Below are 13,144 nucleotides of genomic sequence, written 5' to 3' on the forward strand. Positions count from 1 at the left end.
GTTACTCCTTTATCCCGCCACTGCCCATAGACAGTGTCATCAGAGAATCACGGTTCATGATCCGGCGAATCTTGGAGCCGTATTCCGGATCGGTGGCATATCCGGCTTCCTGCAGTTTCTCTGCAAATACTTCAGGTTCGCCTGCCGAGGAGAGCACATCCCGATACCGGGGGTTGCCCTGGAGAAAATCGACGTAATCACGGAAGCTGGCCTCGTAATCCGGGTAGGCGCGGAAATCGGCACGCTCTTTCATGGCTACGCCGCCGCGGAATTCCGTGGTGGTGATCGTTACCGCGTCGCCGCCCCAGCGACCATCCGCCTTGATACCGAACAGATTGAAGCTGGGCTGACTGTCATCACCTTTGATCATGTGCTTACCCCAGCCGGTTTCGAGTGCGGCCTGAGCAATCATCAGGCGTGGGTCAATGCCACTTTCGCGGCCGATCTGCTCCGCAAAGGGCATCAGTTCACTGACGAAATGCTCCGGGGACTCAAATACCACAGGCTTTTCAGCCGAAGCGGCAGCAGCCACTTCCGGAACTTCACTCGCTACAGCCCGGGCAACTTTTTCCACGGCGTCGATCTGTTCTGGCAGCCTTGGAGAGATTGCAGGCATGCTGCGATCATAATCAGCCAGGGTTGCCTTGTGGGCCGCCAGCTTTTCACCGTTTGCGGCCATACCCGGCACGCTCTCTCCGAGCTGCCGCACCAGCGCCTCCGCCAGGCCGGTGCCGGACCCATTGGCCATGCTCAGACTGATTTGGCTATCGAACATATCGCGGTAGAACTCACTGTCATTACTGTTCAGGTAATTGCCTTCGGCAAACACTTCGCCGGCCTTACGCATGGACTTCAGCATTTCCGAGAGGAACAGACTTTCAAACTGCTTCGCCACCTGCTCCAGTGCCGCCTGCTTGTCGGTGCGGGCCTGGGATTTCAGCGCATTGAGGCCGCTGAAGTCGGTGTATACCTGAGCTTGTTGTACGCGATAGTCCTGCATGGCTACCCCTAGATCACAATCAGCTCGGCACGAAGTGCGCCAGCCTGTTTCAATGCTTCAAGAACGGCCATCACATCACCCGGGGCAGCACCCACCTGGTTCACCGCCTGCACAATTTCATTCAACGTGGTTGCCGGCCCAAACTGGAACATACGGGCCGGGTCTTCGGTAACGGCTATCTGGGTGTTCTGCTGCACCGCGGTGTCGCCGTCGGCGAACGGGTTCGGCTGCACCACTTCCGGATTCTCCTGAATGGTCACAGTCAGATTTCCGTGGGTGATCGCCGCCGGGCTGACTTTCACGTTCTGGCCCACAACGATGGTGCCGGTGCGGCTGTTGATCACGACCTTGGCAGATTCTTCCGCCGGGTCTACCTCAATGTTCTCGACAATCGAAAGAAAGCTTACCCGCTGGGACGGATCCCGCGGCGCACGCACGGAAACCGATGTCGCATCGTGAGCGTACGCCATGTCCGGGCCGAGGCGTGCATTCACAGCCTCGACCACACGGCGGGCCGTAGTGAAATCTGGGCGCAGAAGGTGGAAGGTAATGGTGTCGCCCTGACTAAAAGGCGAGACCACTTCCCGCTCGATAGTGGCACCGTTGGGAATCCGGCCGACGCTCGGTACGTTCACGGTAATTCTGGAGCCATCCTGCCCCTGGGCACCAAAACCGCCAACCACCAGACTGCCCTGAGCCATGGCGTAGACGTTGTTGTCAGCGCCCTTCAGCGGGGTCATCAGCAGGGTACCGCCGCGCAGGCTGTCGGCGTTGCCGATGGAGGAAACCGTGATATCAATCTCCTGCCCGGCCTTGGCAAACGGTGGCAATGTGGCACTCACGGTTACGGCGGCGACGTTGGTGAGTTTCGGGTTCACGCCTTCAGACAGAGTGATACCGAACTGGTTCATCATGTTCCGGAAGGTCTGATTGGTGAACGGTGCCTTGTCGCCGGTCCCGTCAAGGCCAACCACCAGTCCGTAGCCCACCAGCTGGTTGTTCCTTACCCCTTTGATGCGGGACAGGTCCTTCAGCCGGTCCGCCATCACCGGTGCCGCAACCGCCGCCAGAACAAGTACCCAGGCAAGAAAACGTCGCATGCTCATAGCGGCCACCACTCACTGTTAAAGAAGCGGGCAAGCCAGCCCATCTGGTTTGCCTGGTCGAAATCACCGGTACCGCCATAGGCAATACGCGCATCAGCAATACGGTTTGAGGCAACAGCGTTGTCCGGCTGGATATCCCGGGGGCGAACCAGCCCGGTCAGGCGGATGTACTCGTCGCCATTGGTCAGTGACAGCCATTTCTCACCCCGGATCCGCAGCACGCCGTTGGGCAGCACCTCTGTGACCGTGACGGTGATGCTGCCAGCAAGACTGTTGCTCTGATCAGCCTCAGCCGTGCCTTCAAAATCGCGCTCGTTGTTCAGTGAGGTGCCGATCCCGAAGTTGTTCTTACCCAGAATGTTCGGCTCCGGCAGCGTGATTTCGTTGTCCTTGGTGATGCTGGTTTCGGCATTCTTGCTGGCACGGGTGGATTCCTGGAGATTCACTGTCAGTACATCACCCACATTGAGCGCGATGGTATCCCCGTAAAAGTTATAGTTTCGCGAAACCTGGTAAATCGAACCAGACGCCCTGTCTCTCTGTGTCATGGCCTCAGGGCGTACCGGTGCAAACTCAGGATCATCCGGCATCGCCCGGGGCCGGCTCATGGCCGTGCAACCCTGTAGCAGGATCAGTACCACCAAGGTCGCCAGGGTACTGGCGCCCCGGGTTATCCGGCTGGATGTCATCGGATTCATGACGTCACCTCTGGCGGCATTAGCCAATGTTGTTGGTAATGAACTGGAGCATCTGGTCCGCGGTGGAGACCACTTTCGAGTTCATTTCGTAGGCGCGCTGGGTGGTAATCATGTTCACCAGTTCTTCCACCACTTCAACGTTGGAAGCCTCCACGGAACCCTGTTCGATGGTGCCAAGCCCGAGCAGACCCGCCTCCCCCTCAACGGGGTTGCCACTGGCAATGGTTTCCTTGAACAGGTTGTTTCCGATGGCCTGCAGGCCCTGGGGATTGATGAAATCCACCAGGGTGATCTGGCCAAGGTTTACCGGCGCCGCCTGGTCATCCGTTACCGCCGTTACCGTGCCGTCCTTGCCAATGGTGATATTGGTGGCGTTATCGGGAATATTGATGGCCGGCTCCAGGGGGTACCCGTCCGGATTCACCACATCGCCGTTGGAGTTCAACTGGAACTGACCGTCCCGAGTGTAGGCAATCTGGCCATCCGGCTGCAGAATCTGCAGAAAACCCCGGCCATTGATGGCCATGTCCAGCGGTTGCTCGGTAATCTGGAGATTGCCCTGGGAGAACTGCTTGACCGTGCCCACAACCCGGACACCTGTGCCCAGTTGCAGGCCAGAAGGCAGCTCAGTGTTTTCGGTGCTCATACCGCCAGGCTGCCGGTTGATCTGGTACAGAAGGTCCTGAAATACAGCCCGGTCCCTTTTGAAACCCGTGGTATTCACGTTTGCCAGGTTGTTGGAGATCGTTGACAGGTTGGTATCCTGTGCGCTTAACCCGGTTTTACTGACCCAAAGTGCTGGATGCATTGCGTTACTCCTTACCTTGCCGGCCACGGATGCGGCCATTGTTTGCCGTTTGCTGCCGGCCGGTGATGCTTAATTCAGCGTTATCAGAGGTTCTGCAACAGCCGTGCCGTTGCTTCAGAATTCTCGTTTGCGGTAGACATAACCTTCACCTGCATCTCGTACTGACGGGATAACTGCAGGTTGGAAATCATCTCCTGCACCGCATTCACGTTGGAGCTTTCCAGGAAACCAGTGGCCACGCGCATATTGGCGTCCGGCGGTTCAGGGCCGTCCAGAGCCTGATCCGGCTTTCTGTGAATAAGCCCATCCAGGCCCTTTTCCAGCGCCTCAGCCGGCGGGTTGACCAGTTTCAGGCGGTCCACCTCCACCAGCTGATCCGGCGGACCACCAACGGGAACAATAGAGATGGTGCCATCAGAGCCAACCAGCAGATTGTCGAACGGAGGCAAGGCCACCGGGCCGCCATTTCCCAGCACCAGCTCACCACTGGCGGTGCGAACCAGACCGTTGACATCAACCTGCAGGCTGCCGCTTCGGGTGAATACTTCTTCACCCAGGTTATTCTGTACCGCCAGCCAACCGTCTCCCTCTACGGCCACATCCAGTTGTCGGCCAGTGTCCATCAGAGCTCCGGCAGAAAGATCGGTGCCGGGCCTTTCGGTCATGGCATAAGCGCGGGTGGGGTGATGCTCACCAAAGACCGGCATGCTGCGGGCCTGGGCAAAATCCTTCTTGAACCCCGTGGTGTTCACGTTGGCGAGGTTGTTGGCGTGGGCACGCTGGGCCAGCATGTTCTGCTTGGCGCCAGACATTCCAATATAGAGGGCTTTGTCCATGGGCAAACTCCTGCCGGAATTTTGACTGTTTCCAGTCATCCTGCAGGAGTCATGCCATGTTTAGATGAAGGGGATTAACGCAGGTTGATAATGGTCTGGGTTACCGCGTCCGAGGTTTCAATGGTCTTGGCGTTTGCCTGATAGTTACGCTGGGCAATGATCAGGTTTACCAGCTCAGCAGACAAATCTACGTTGGATTCCTCTACTGAACTCGCCTTGATGGAACCCAGGGTGCCGGTATCGGGCGCACCAATGATCGGCTGTCCGGATTCAAACGTTTCAACCCAGGTGGTATCACCAACCGGTGACAGACCATCGGTATTGTTGAAGGCCGCCAGCGCAACCTGCCCCAGGGACTGGGACTGACCATTGGTGTAGCGCGCAAAAATCACACCCTGGTCAGACACATCCAGCCCGGATAAACGACCTGTGGTATAGCCGTTTTGCTGCTGATCATTGACACCAAATGCCGCACCATACTGAGTGGTACTGGCAAGGTTCAACACAAATGCAGAACTGTTGGCCGGCTCCGGAATCGGGCTGACCACATCACCAGGATTCGCTGGCGGGCCGTCCGCACCGTTAGGATCACCGTTCGGGTCTTTCGGCACCCAGTCGGTGATAATGATTTCACCGTTGGCATCCCCGTTGATCGATTCCAGCTGACCATCCTGATCAAACAGCGCCGTATAAGGCTGTTGGTCAGTCCCCGCTACCAGCTCGCCATCTATTTGCAGATAGACAGACCACTGGCTCTGGCCCACGCCGTTACCCGGCGAGGGGTCTTTGACAAAGAACTGGGTCATTTCGTGAGCATTACCCAGGCTGTCAAAGATCTCAGTAGACGTTGCGTGGTTATAGGTGCGCTGATCAATCGGATTGAATTCGTTGGTGATGGTAAACGGCGTCGCGTTGAACGCATCAACAAAGTTTGTACCCGTGCCCGGCGTAACATCCGAAACGGTACGATCCGTCGTAACCGCGACCTGGCCTTCGAACAGTGTGCCCGGAGGCAGGCTGCCGTCTCCATAAGCAACCGTCAGAGGCTCGCCATTACTGTGAATAATCCGAAGTCTCTCGACCGTGGGAGTCGCCGGGTCGTTGTCATCATCGTAGTCGATAACATTCGCAGACACGGAGTTGTCGCCAGAATCATTAATAGCCTGGGCCAGCCCACTCAGTGAGGTAACACCTTCAACGTTGACCGGAAGCGGCGCCGTGCCGACAGTAATGCTGAACCGAAAATCCGCCGCGCTTGAAATATAGCCATCGGTCAAACCCGCATCCATAACCGCAGGCGTGGTCGCCGTTGCGGTAACACCCGGAGCCGCATCAATGGCGTTGGCAGCCTCTCGGGCGGTGGCAGTGGCCGGAATGACGGGAACCGGATAATTACCCGAACCGTCAGCGTAGACGATGGAGAAACTCTCGCCTCTCAACTGCCCAACGTCAATCGGATCAAAATCACGAATTCGACGCTCCAGCACTGACTGACGGGAATCCAGATTCAAACTGGTTTCCAGACTGGTGGTTCTGCGCGGCGCCAGATTGTCGGTTTCTATCTGCAGATCGCCACGAATGCCGGACAGGTTGCCATCGTCGTCTGCAACATAGCCCTGGGCTCTCATGTTCTGACTATTGACGATGAAGCCTTCCTTATCAATCCCGAACTGCCCCGCCCGGGAGTAACGGATCTCACCGCCGTTGTTCAGGATGAAAAAGCCATCCCCGTTTATGGCCATATCGAGACCACTGTCGGTGAAGCTGATATTGCCCTGCCCGAACGACTGCTTGACGTCCTGAACCCGAACACCATCACCGACCGGGTTTGTACCTGAGCTGAGAAACCCACTGGCGTAGAGGTCGCCGAACTGAACCCGGCTGCTTTTGAAGCCGACGGTACTGGCGTTGGCAATGTTGTTGCCGGTTACGTCCAGATCCACCGATGCTGCCCGAAGGCCACTCAAACCTGTATTAAATGCCATGACTTATACCTCCTGGTCTGACACCGGATCAGTTAATTTGTTTGACGTCAGACAGGGCAATGGAGCCCATGCCGGCCAGGTTCAGAGTGATCGAGCCACCTTTACCCAACGAAACGCTGTCTACATTGGCACTGACCATCGTGCCGAGCTGTTCGGTACCGGATGGATAGCTACCCTGCGCAACAATCTGGTACGGGCCAGGCGGCAAAGGATTGCCGTTGCCGTCGGCACCGTCCCAGCGGAACGACACCACGCCGGCCTGACTGCTGCCCATATCAATCTGACGAACCAGCTCCCCGGACTGACTCATCACAGACAGCCGCAAACCACCAGTGGAAGCAGGAACTTCAACGGTTCCGGTTATTTCACCTTTACCACCAAGAATGCCAACACTGGAAGGAGCCAGTACCGTTTTACCCACCATCGCGGAGGCCTGCAGCGCCTGGCTGGAACGGAACTGCCCTGCCACATCATCAACCGTACCAGTCAGGTTCTGCATTTCTTCCAGCGAACTGAACTGAGCGAGCTGCGAGATAAAGTCGCCGTTGTCTTGGGGTTCCAGAGGGTTCTGGTTTTTCATCTGGGCCAGCATCAGCTCCATAAAGGCATCTTTGCCGAGCTCACTGCCGCCCTGGGCTTTGTCGTCCCGCTGAATCTGATACTGGCTCAGCACGTCTGAGGCAGACGCTGAATTCACTGCGTTCATGGTTATCTCCTCACCTTAATTACTGCTGACCCAGTGTCAGAATGCGCTGCATCATGGATTTAGCGGTGTTCATGATGTCGACATTCATCTGAAAACTGCGGGATGAAGACATCATGTCGGCCATTTCTTCCACTACGTTCACGTTGGGGTAAAACACATAACCGTCTTCATTGGCGGCAGGATGATTCGGCTCATAGCGCATCTGCAGCTCTGCATCGCTTTCAACGATGCCCTCAACCCTCACACCGGCACCTGGCCCCTCGGAAGACCCGGCGCCAAAACCTTGCTGATCAGGATTGAGCATGGATTGCTGAATCGCGGCGAACACCGGCTTGCGGGCACGATATGTGCCTTCTGTGCTGGAACTGGCGGTTTCAGCATTGGCAATATTCGATGCGGTGGTGTTTAGCCGCAGGGACTGCGCGGTCATGCCTGAACCTGCGATGTCAAAAATGTTACCCAGTGACATGACAATCTCCTTTAATCGTAATTGGTGCGGCTTACTCGCCCTTGATGGCTTTGGTCAGGCCTGAAAACTTGCTGCTGAGAAACTGAAAGCTGGCCTGATAATCCATGGCATTGCGCATAAAGCGGCTCTGCTCCTGCTGAGCATCCACCGTATTGCCGTCAACTGAAGGCTGATGCGGATTGCGGTATAGCAGCTCGCTGTCGCCACCGGCGCTGGAGGTGTCCATATGGGCGCTGTGGGTTGTCGCCATTCCGAAGCCGCTCATGGAATCCTGAGCCTTCTGCATCATTGCCTGGAAGTCCACATCCCGTGCTTTGTAGCCAGGGGTATCCGCATTCGCCAGGTTATTCGCCAGGACTTCTGCACGCTTAACACGACCTTGCAGAGCCTGCTCGTGAATGCCCAGTGCGCTATCAAATGAAATTGCCATTACTGCCTCCGGAAATCTGCACCGGCCGCTGAGACTGCTCTCGGATTTGCCGGTATTGCGTTCTGAAGGTGTTAAAGCAAGTGCAGTGCCAAAATTGAAAAAGCCTGCTGGGGCGCAGGCTGGAGAAGAGATTGGTTAAATTTCGGGCGGCAATGCCAGGCGCAGTTGAACCAGAGCGGCAAGCTGTTTCCTCACGCCGCCTTCAACTCACCAACACTTAAATGGGCCAGGGGTTCGACAGGCCGGGGCCGGCCCAGTCTTCGACATAATCCGAACATGCCGGGCGAGGCACTTCAGGTTTTGCCGAAGCCACGGTACCGGTATAAAGAAAGCCGACAATGGACTCCCCTTCCGCCAGGCCAAGCCCCTTGAGCACTGCCGGGTGATAAGCCACGGCACCGGTACGCCACATAGCGCCGTACCCTGCGTCTGAGAGAGCAAGCGATAACAGTGTCATGCCAGCCGCTGCAGACATGACCTGCTCGATCTCCGGCACTTTCGGATGAGGCCGCGGAGTGGCAATGCCAACAATAACCATGGGCGCCCTGAGTGGTGATTTTCTGGCTTTTTCCTGCTCCTGATCCGAAGCGCCCTCCGGGCACGTCGCCGCAAAGAGTTCACCCAGTTCCGCACGGGCGATGCCTTCTACAACCAGGTAGCGCCAGGGCCTCAACAAGGCATGATCCGGCGCGCGGGCGGCACATTTGAAGGCCAGATCAAGCACGGCTTTGGGTGGAGCTGGCGCCTCAAGCCTGGGCTCGGAAGAGCGGTCCAGAAGAAACCGGGTTATTGCATTCATAAACGCTCGCTGTTCATTCGCTTTAAAGAGTAACCACCACACTCCGGCCACTCTGATGAATTGTGGGTTCTACGTAATACTGTTAATCTTTGGTCTTAGTCGCAACCAACAATTAAAACACCCTGCAGCAGACCATGAGCGATCCGCACTATGTTTCACAACGCCGTTTCACAACGCCGTAATACGGAGTTCATCCCTGCTCGGAAATCCAGTAAGGGTCCGATTCTGAAATGATGAGCGCTCCGGCCGAACTACGCAATGCTACTGGCACCGCCGGTAAAGTAGTCCACAGTGACGCTTACGATCATACCGTTGCCATTCCGCCCATGCCGGATTATAACGGTCGCATCCTGGCCTACACGGCTACTGCTGCCATTATCGTCACCGGTGTTCTGCAAGATATTTTTGACCAATGGCTGCTCTGGATTGTGGCCGGCGCACTGATCTGGCCGCACATCACCCACCTGCTGACCCGCCGCACCTTTTTAAGCCGCTCTCCCCGTGTTCGGCAAAAAATGTTGTTGCTCGACTGCATAATCGGCGGCGGCTTCATTGGTTTGATCGGCCTGATTGCCATTCCTTCTGTGTCCATAGTGCTGATGCTGATGTTCAGTTGCCTGATTGTAGGCGGCGTCCGGCAATGGCTGTTTGGCACAGCACTGACGGCCGCATCACTGGCGGCCACCGTAGCCACCACCGGCACGGCAGAAAACTTCCAGTCTCCACTACTCACCAGCATTGTGTCCATTGGGGCCACCGGCATCTACATCTGCGTAACCGCCTATTATTCGCACGTACAGGCCCGCGCGCTGCTGTATGCCAAGACTCAGATTCAGAACCAACGTGAGCAGTCAATCGCGCTGTCCCACAAGCTTTCAAAGTACCTTTCGCCCCAGGTGTGGCAGTCTATTTTTACCGGGGAACGCGATGTCCGGCTGGAAACCCAACGCAAGAAGCTGGCGGTATTTTTCTCGGACATCAAAGGGTTTACCGAACTGTCTGAAGAGATGGAACCTGAAGCGCTGACCGAGCTGCTGAACCACTACTTCAACGAAATGTCGGAGGTCGCCTTAAGATACGGCGGCACCATCGACAAATTCGTCGGCGACTCGATCATGGTATTTTTCGGCGACCCCACCAGCCGCGGCCAACGCGAAGACGCCTTTGCCTGTGTATCCATGGCCATCGACATGCGCAAGCACATGAAGATCATGCGCCAGAAGTGGCGTAGCCAGGGCATTAAAACCCCGCTGGAAATACGCATGGGGATCAGTACCGGCTATACCACCGTGGGCAACTTCGGCGCGGAAAACCGCATGGATTACACCATTATCGGAAAAGAGGTGAATCTCGCCAGCCGCCTGGAGTCACTGGCCGAAGCCGGCGAGATTCTGGTGTCCTATGAGACCTTCTCTCTGATCAAAGACCGCATCATGTGTCGGGACAAAGGTGAAATCACCGTAAAAGGGTTCGCCAAACCCGTACCGATTTACGAGGTGGTGGACTTCCGCCGGGACATGGGGCCCAACCGAAGCTTCATGGAGCATGAGCACAGCGGCTTCGCCATGTACCTGGATTCGGACAAGATCACCGAGCGCGAGCGCAGAACCATTCTTTCCGCGCTTGAAGACGCCGCAGACCGCCTGCGACAGGAAGACGACGCCGAATAGGCTCGCCTTGCCTATCTACTGTCGAACCAGCCTGGGCCCCGGGCCATCCTCAGGACTGGTGCTGCGCCAGGGGTTGATATCCAGCCCACCTCGCCGGGTGTAGCGTGCACAAACCATCAGTTCTTTCGGGTGACAATGCGTCATCAGATCCGTAAACAGGGTTTCCACACAATGCTCGTGGAAATCCTGCTTCTGACGAAAACTCACGATGTAACGCAGCAGCCCTGCCCGGTCAATTGCGGGCCCGGTGTAGCGGATGAGCACCGTCGCCCAGTCAGGCTGCCCCGTCACCGGGCAATTACTTTTCAGCAAGTGTGAGCAAAGCTGCTCAGTGACTTCCGGGCCTTCAGCAACCAAAGACGTCGCAGAATACTCATACACCACATCAGCAACCGTCTCGTCATCGATCAACTGATAGCCTTCAGGCCGGCCGATTGCAGGTTCGGATTCATCGACACTCAGCAATCGCACATCCACCGCTGCGCCGCAAACGCTTGAGAGCTCCCCCGTTATGGTGCCCGCCACCTGTTCCCAGGAAGAGAAAACGGCCTGATTCAGCGAGTTCAAATACAGCTTCAGGGATTTACTTTCGATGATCGCCGGCGAGGCCGCCGGAAAACGGATTTCTGCCCAGGCAACCGCAGGCACGCCACCAGGCCGGAGCCAGGAGATTTCCCAGGCCTGCCACAGGTCTTCGCCAAACCAGGGCCACCGACCATCATCAAGCCCGATACGCCGGCGGTTTTCATCACGGGCCACCGGGAACAGCAGCGAGGGATCGTACTGATCCGGGTAGTCGCTGGACTTGCCCAGCGGAGCGTTATGCAAAGCCATAGAAATACCGGAACCCTGTTAGTGGCGAATACCCTTGCCCCGCGCCAACATGCGCAAGGCAATGGCCGTCAGCAGAACAATAAATATGACAATCATACCAAGCGAGACAAACGGGTTAACATCCGAAACACCTAGTATGCCGTAGCGGAAGCCGTTCACCATATAAAGAATGGGGTTGGCCAGCGAAACGCCCTGCCAGACGTCCGGCAGCAGATCGATGCTGTAGAACACCCCGCCCAGATACGTCAGCGGCGTGAGAACAAACGTAGGGACGATGGACACATCGTCAAACTTGGTGGCCAGCATGGCATTGATAAACCCGCCCAGCGAAAACAGCGCCGAGGTAAGGAACACCGTTACCACAACCATCGGCAGGTTATGTATCGAAAGCCGGGTAAACGCCAGGGACAACAGCGTAACAATCAGCCCGATCATCAGGCCCCTGGCCATACCGCCTACAACGTAGCCGGCCAGTATCGTCCAGTTGGGAACGGGCGACACCAGAAGCTCTTCAATGCTGCGCTGAAACTTCATGGAAAAGAACGATGACACCACATTGGAATAGGAGTTGGTAATCACCGCCATCATGATCAGGCCGGGAACGATAAACTGCATGTAGTCGAAGCCACCCATGTCACCAATACGGGAGCCAATCAGGCTACCGAAAATAATGAAATACAACGTCATGGTGACCGCAGGTGGCAACAGGGTCTGGGGCCATATACGGGTAAAGCGGCGAATTTCGCGCAACACAATGGTTTGAAAGGCTGTCCAGAGAGCCAGAGGCGTCATACCCTCACCTCCCCGGTTGCACCGGACACCCGGGCGTTATCTTCAACCATTCTCACGAACAGTTCCTCCAACCGGTTGGCCTTGGTGCGCATACTGATCACTTTGATCCCCTTACCTTCCAGTTCCACGAACAGAGCATTCAGGCCCTGCCCTTTGGCAACATCAACTTCCAACGCGCCATCCCCATTGATCACACACTGGAAACCCGGCAATTCGGGAACAGACTCCAGCGGCGTCTCAGTATCCAGAACAAAGGTCTCGACACTCAGCTGCTGCAACAGCTCACGCTTGCTGGTGTGACGGATAATTTCGCCGTGGTCAATAATGGCAATGTTGCGACACAGAGCTTCCGCTTCTTCCAGGTAATGGGTGGTCAGGATAATCGTCGTGCCATTGCGGTTGATCTCTTCCAGAAACTGCCACATTGAGCGCCGCAACTCGATATCCACACCGGCCGTGGGCTCGTCCAATATCAGCAGGCGGGGCTCATGCACAAGGGCACGGGCGATCATCAGACGGCGCTTCATGCCCCCGGATAACATCCGGGACGGCGTATCACGCTTGTCCCACAGCCCCAGCTTTTTCAGGTATTTCTCAGCAGACACCCGGGCCTGCTTCAATGGAATGCCGTAATAGCCTGCCTGGGTTGTGACAATATCAAAGACTTTTTCAAACTGATTGAAGTTGAATTCCTGCGGCACTACACCAAGGTTCAGTTTGGCGGCGGAAAGGTTGGTATCAATATCATTCCCGAACACCCTGACCGTGCCGCCGGATTTGTTCACCAGAGACGACACAATGCCCAGTGTAGTGGACTTCCCTGCGCCATTAGGGCCCAGCAGGGCAAAGAAGTCCCCCTCCCTGACGTGCAGATCAATCCCTTTCAGAGCCTGGAAGCCATCGCCATAGCGCTTCTCAAGGCCTTCGATTTCCAGTGCGTAGGTCATAAGCCGAACCGTTATCAGTGAATACGCCGCATTATGGGCAAAATACGTTAGAGAGCTATTTGAT

At 56.4% G+C, this 13,144-nt stretch carries 14 protein-coding genes; 1 reads left to right on the forward strand and 13 read right to left on the reverse strand.

All coding sequences use genetic code 11. The features are described 5' to 3' along the window. Position 1: 1 nt before the first annotated feature. The 10 genes from flgJ to QPL95_RS16395 all read right to left on the reverse strand — a co-directional run bounded on the left by flgJ (position 2) and on the right by QPL95_RS16395 (position 8,837). Positions 2–1,000, reverse strand: a complete 999-nt coding sequence (flgJ, locus tag QPL95_RS16350; protein WP_303291999.1) for a flagellar assembly peptidoglycan hydrolase FlgJ — start codon at positions 998–1,000, stop codon at positions 2–4. 8 nt (positions 1,001–1,008) lie between these two features. After that, the gene (locus QPL95_RS16355; RefSeq protein ID WP_303292000.1) at positions 1,009–2,106 is read right to left on the reverse strand and encodes a flagellar basal body P-ring protein FlgI; all 1,098 of its coding nucleotides are present in this window, start codon (positions 2,104–2,106) and stop codon (positions 1,009–1,011) included. Beyond that, positions 2,103–2,795 carry a flagellar basal body L-ring protein FlgH gene (gene flgH, locus QPL95_RS16360; RefSeq protein WP_039882045.1) on the reverse strand — a complete coding sequence of 231 codons (693 nt, stop codon included), beginning with the start codon at positions 2,793–2,795 and terminating at the stop codon, positions 2,103–2,105. Before flgH ends, QPL95_RS16355 begins: the two co-directional genes overlap by 4 nt. A gap of 28 nt (positions 2,796–2,823) precedes the next feature. Continuing rightward, positions 2,824–3,612: a flagellar basal-body rod protein FlgG gene (gene flgG, locus QPL95_RS16365; protein WP_303292001.1), complete on the reverse strand. Its 789-nt coding sequence runs from the start codon at positions 3,610–3,612 to the stop codon at positions 2,824–2,826. 83 nt (positions 3,613–3,695) lie between these two features. Continuing rightward, positions 3,696–4,448 (reverse strand): flagellar basal body rod protein FlgF, encoded by a 753-nt coding sequence (locus tag QPL95_RS16370; RefSeq protein ID WP_303292002.1) that lies wholly within the window; start codon positions 4,446–4,448, stop codon positions 3,696–3,698. A gap of 74 nt (positions 4,449–4,522) precedes the next feature. Then, the gene (locus tag QPL95_RS16375) at positions 4,523–6,433 is read right to left on the reverse strand and encodes a flagellar hook protein FlgE (protein WP_303292003.1); all 1,911 of its coding nucleotides are present in this window, start codon (positions 6,431–6,433) and stop codon (positions 4,523–4,525) included. A 28-nt stretch (positions 6,434–6,461) separates the two neighbouring features. Further along, a complete protein-coding gene (locus QPL95_RS16380; protein WP_303292004.1) occupies positions 6,462–7,139 on the reverse strand; it encodes a flagellar hook assembly protein FlgD in 678 nt (225 codons plus the stop codon). Positions 7,140–7,158: 19 nt separating this feature from the next. Further along, a complete protein-coding gene (flgC, locus tag QPL95_RS16385) occupies positions 7,159–7,608 on the reverse strand; it encodes a flagellar basal body rod protein FlgC (RefSeq protein ID WP_303292005.1) in 450 nt (149 codons plus the stop codon). Positions 7,609–7,639: 31 nt separating this feature from the next. After that, positions 7,640–8,038 (reverse strand): flagellar basal body rod protein FlgB, encoded by a 399-nt coding sequence (flgB, locus tag QPL95_RS16390; protein WP_303292006.1) that lies wholly within the window; start codon positions 8,036–8,038, stop codon positions 7,640–7,642. A gap of 217 nt (positions 8,039–8,255) precedes the next feature. Further along, positions 8,256–8,837 carry a nitroreductase gene (locus QPL95_RS16395; RefSeq protein ID WP_303292007.1) on the reverse strand — a complete coding sequence of 194 codons (582 nt, stop codon included), beginning with the start codon at positions 8,835–8,837 and terminating at the stop codon, positions 8,256–8,258. A gap of 230 nt (positions 8,838–9,067) precedes the next feature. Here QPL95_RS16395 and QPL95_RS16400 point away from each other — a divergent pair, with 230 nt between their 5' ends. Further along, the gene (locus tag QPL95_RS16400) at positions 9,068–10,507 is read left to right on the forward strand and encodes an adenylate/guanylate cyclase domain-containing protein (RefSeq protein ID WP_303292008.1); all 1,440 of its coding nucleotides are present in this window, start codon (positions 9,068–9,070) and stop codon (positions 10,505–10,507) included. Positions 10,508–10,522: 15 nt separating this feature from the next. Here QPL95_RS16400 and queF read toward each other — a convergent pair whose 3' ends face one another. From queF to QPL95_RS16415, 3 genes are read right to left on the reverse strand one after another with little or no spacing between them, the layout of a single operon-like run. Continuing rightward, a complete protein-coding gene (gene queF / locus QPL95_RS16405) occupies positions 10,523–11,341 on the reverse strand; it encodes an NADPH-dependent 7-cyano-7-deazaguanine reductase QueF (protein ID WP_303292009.1) in 819 nt (272 codons plus the stop codon). Positions 11,342–11,359: 18 nt separating this feature from the next. Beyond that, a complete protein-coding gene (locus tag QPL95_RS16410) occupies positions 11,360–12,133 on the reverse strand; it encodes an ABC transporter permease (RefSeq protein ID WP_303292010.1) in 774 nt (257 codons plus the stop codon). After that, positions 12,130–13,080 carry an ABC transporter ATP-binding protein gene (locus QPL95_RS16415; RefSeq protein WP_303292011.1) on the reverse strand — a complete coding sequence of 317 codons (951 nt, stop codon included), beginning with the start codon at positions 13,078–13,080 and terminating at the stop codon, positions 12,130–12,132. Before QPL95_RS16415 ends, QPL95_RS16410 begins: the two co-directional genes overlap by 4 nt. Positions 13,081–13,144 lie beyond the last annotated feature (64 nt).

It is taken from the genome of Marinobacter sp. SS5-14b (genome assembly GCF_030541005.1).
Classification (GTDB): Bacteria; Pseudomonadota; Gammaproteobacteria; order Pseudomonadales; family Oleiphilaceae; genus Marinobacter.

Bases quoted from the DNA above. Each gene is read 5' to 3' on its own strand.
- flgJ (WP_303291999.1), bottom strand. From the start codon at position 1,000: ATGCAGGACTATCGCGTACAACAAGCTCAGGTATACACCGACTTCAGC.
- QPL95_RS16355 (WP_303292000.1), bottom strand. From the start codon at position 2,106: ATGAGCATGCGACGTTTTCTTGCCTGGGTACTTGTTCTGGCGGCGGTT.
- flgH (WP_039882045.1), bottom strand. From the start codon at position 2,795: ATGACATCCAGCCGGATAACCCGGGGCGCCAGTACCCTGGCGACCTTG.
- flgG (WP_303292001.1), bottom strand. From the start codon at position 3,612: ATGCATCCAGCACTTTGGGTCAGTAAAACCGGGTTAAGCGCACAGGAT.
- QPL95_RS16370 (WP_303292002.1), bottom strand. From the start codon at position 4,448: ATGGACAAAGCCCTCTATATTGGAATGTCTGGCGCCAAGCAGAACATG.
- QPL95_RS16375 (WP_303292003.1), bottom strand. From the start codon at position 6,433: ATGGCATTTAATACAGGTTTGAGTGGCCTTCGGGCAGCATCGGTGGAT.
- QPL95_RS16380 (WP_303292004.1), bottom strand. From the start codon at position 7,139: ATGAACGCAGTGAATTCAGCGTCTGCCTCAGACGTGCTGAGCCAGTAT.
- flgC (WP_303292005.1), bottom strand. From the start codon at position 7,608: ATGTCACTGGGTAACATTTTTGACATCGCAGGTTCAGGCATGACCGCG.
- flgB (WP_303292006.1), bottom strand. From the start codon at position 8,038: ATGGCAATTTCATTTGATAGCGCACTGGGCATTCACGAGCAGGCTCTG.
- QPL95_RS16395 (WP_303292007.1), bottom strand. From the start codon at position 8,837: ATGAATGCAATAACCCGGTTTCTTCTGGACCGCTCTTCCGAGCCCAGG.
- QPL95_RS16400 (WP_303292008.1), top strand. From the start codon at position 9,068: ATGATGAGCGCTCCGGCCGAACTACGCAATGCTACTGGCACCGCCGGT.
- queF (WP_303292009.1), bottom strand. From the start codon at position 11,341: ATGGCTTTGCATAACGCTCCGCTGGGCAAGTCCAGCGACTACCCGGAT.
- QPL95_RS16410 (WP_303292010.1), bottom strand. From the start codon at position 12,133: ATGACGCCTCTGGCTCTCTGGACAGCCTTTCAAACCATTGTGTTGCGC.
- QPL95_RS16415 (WP_303292011.1), bottom strand. From the start codon at position 13,080: ATGACCTACGCACTGGAAATCGAAGGCCTTGAGAAGCGCTATGGCGAT.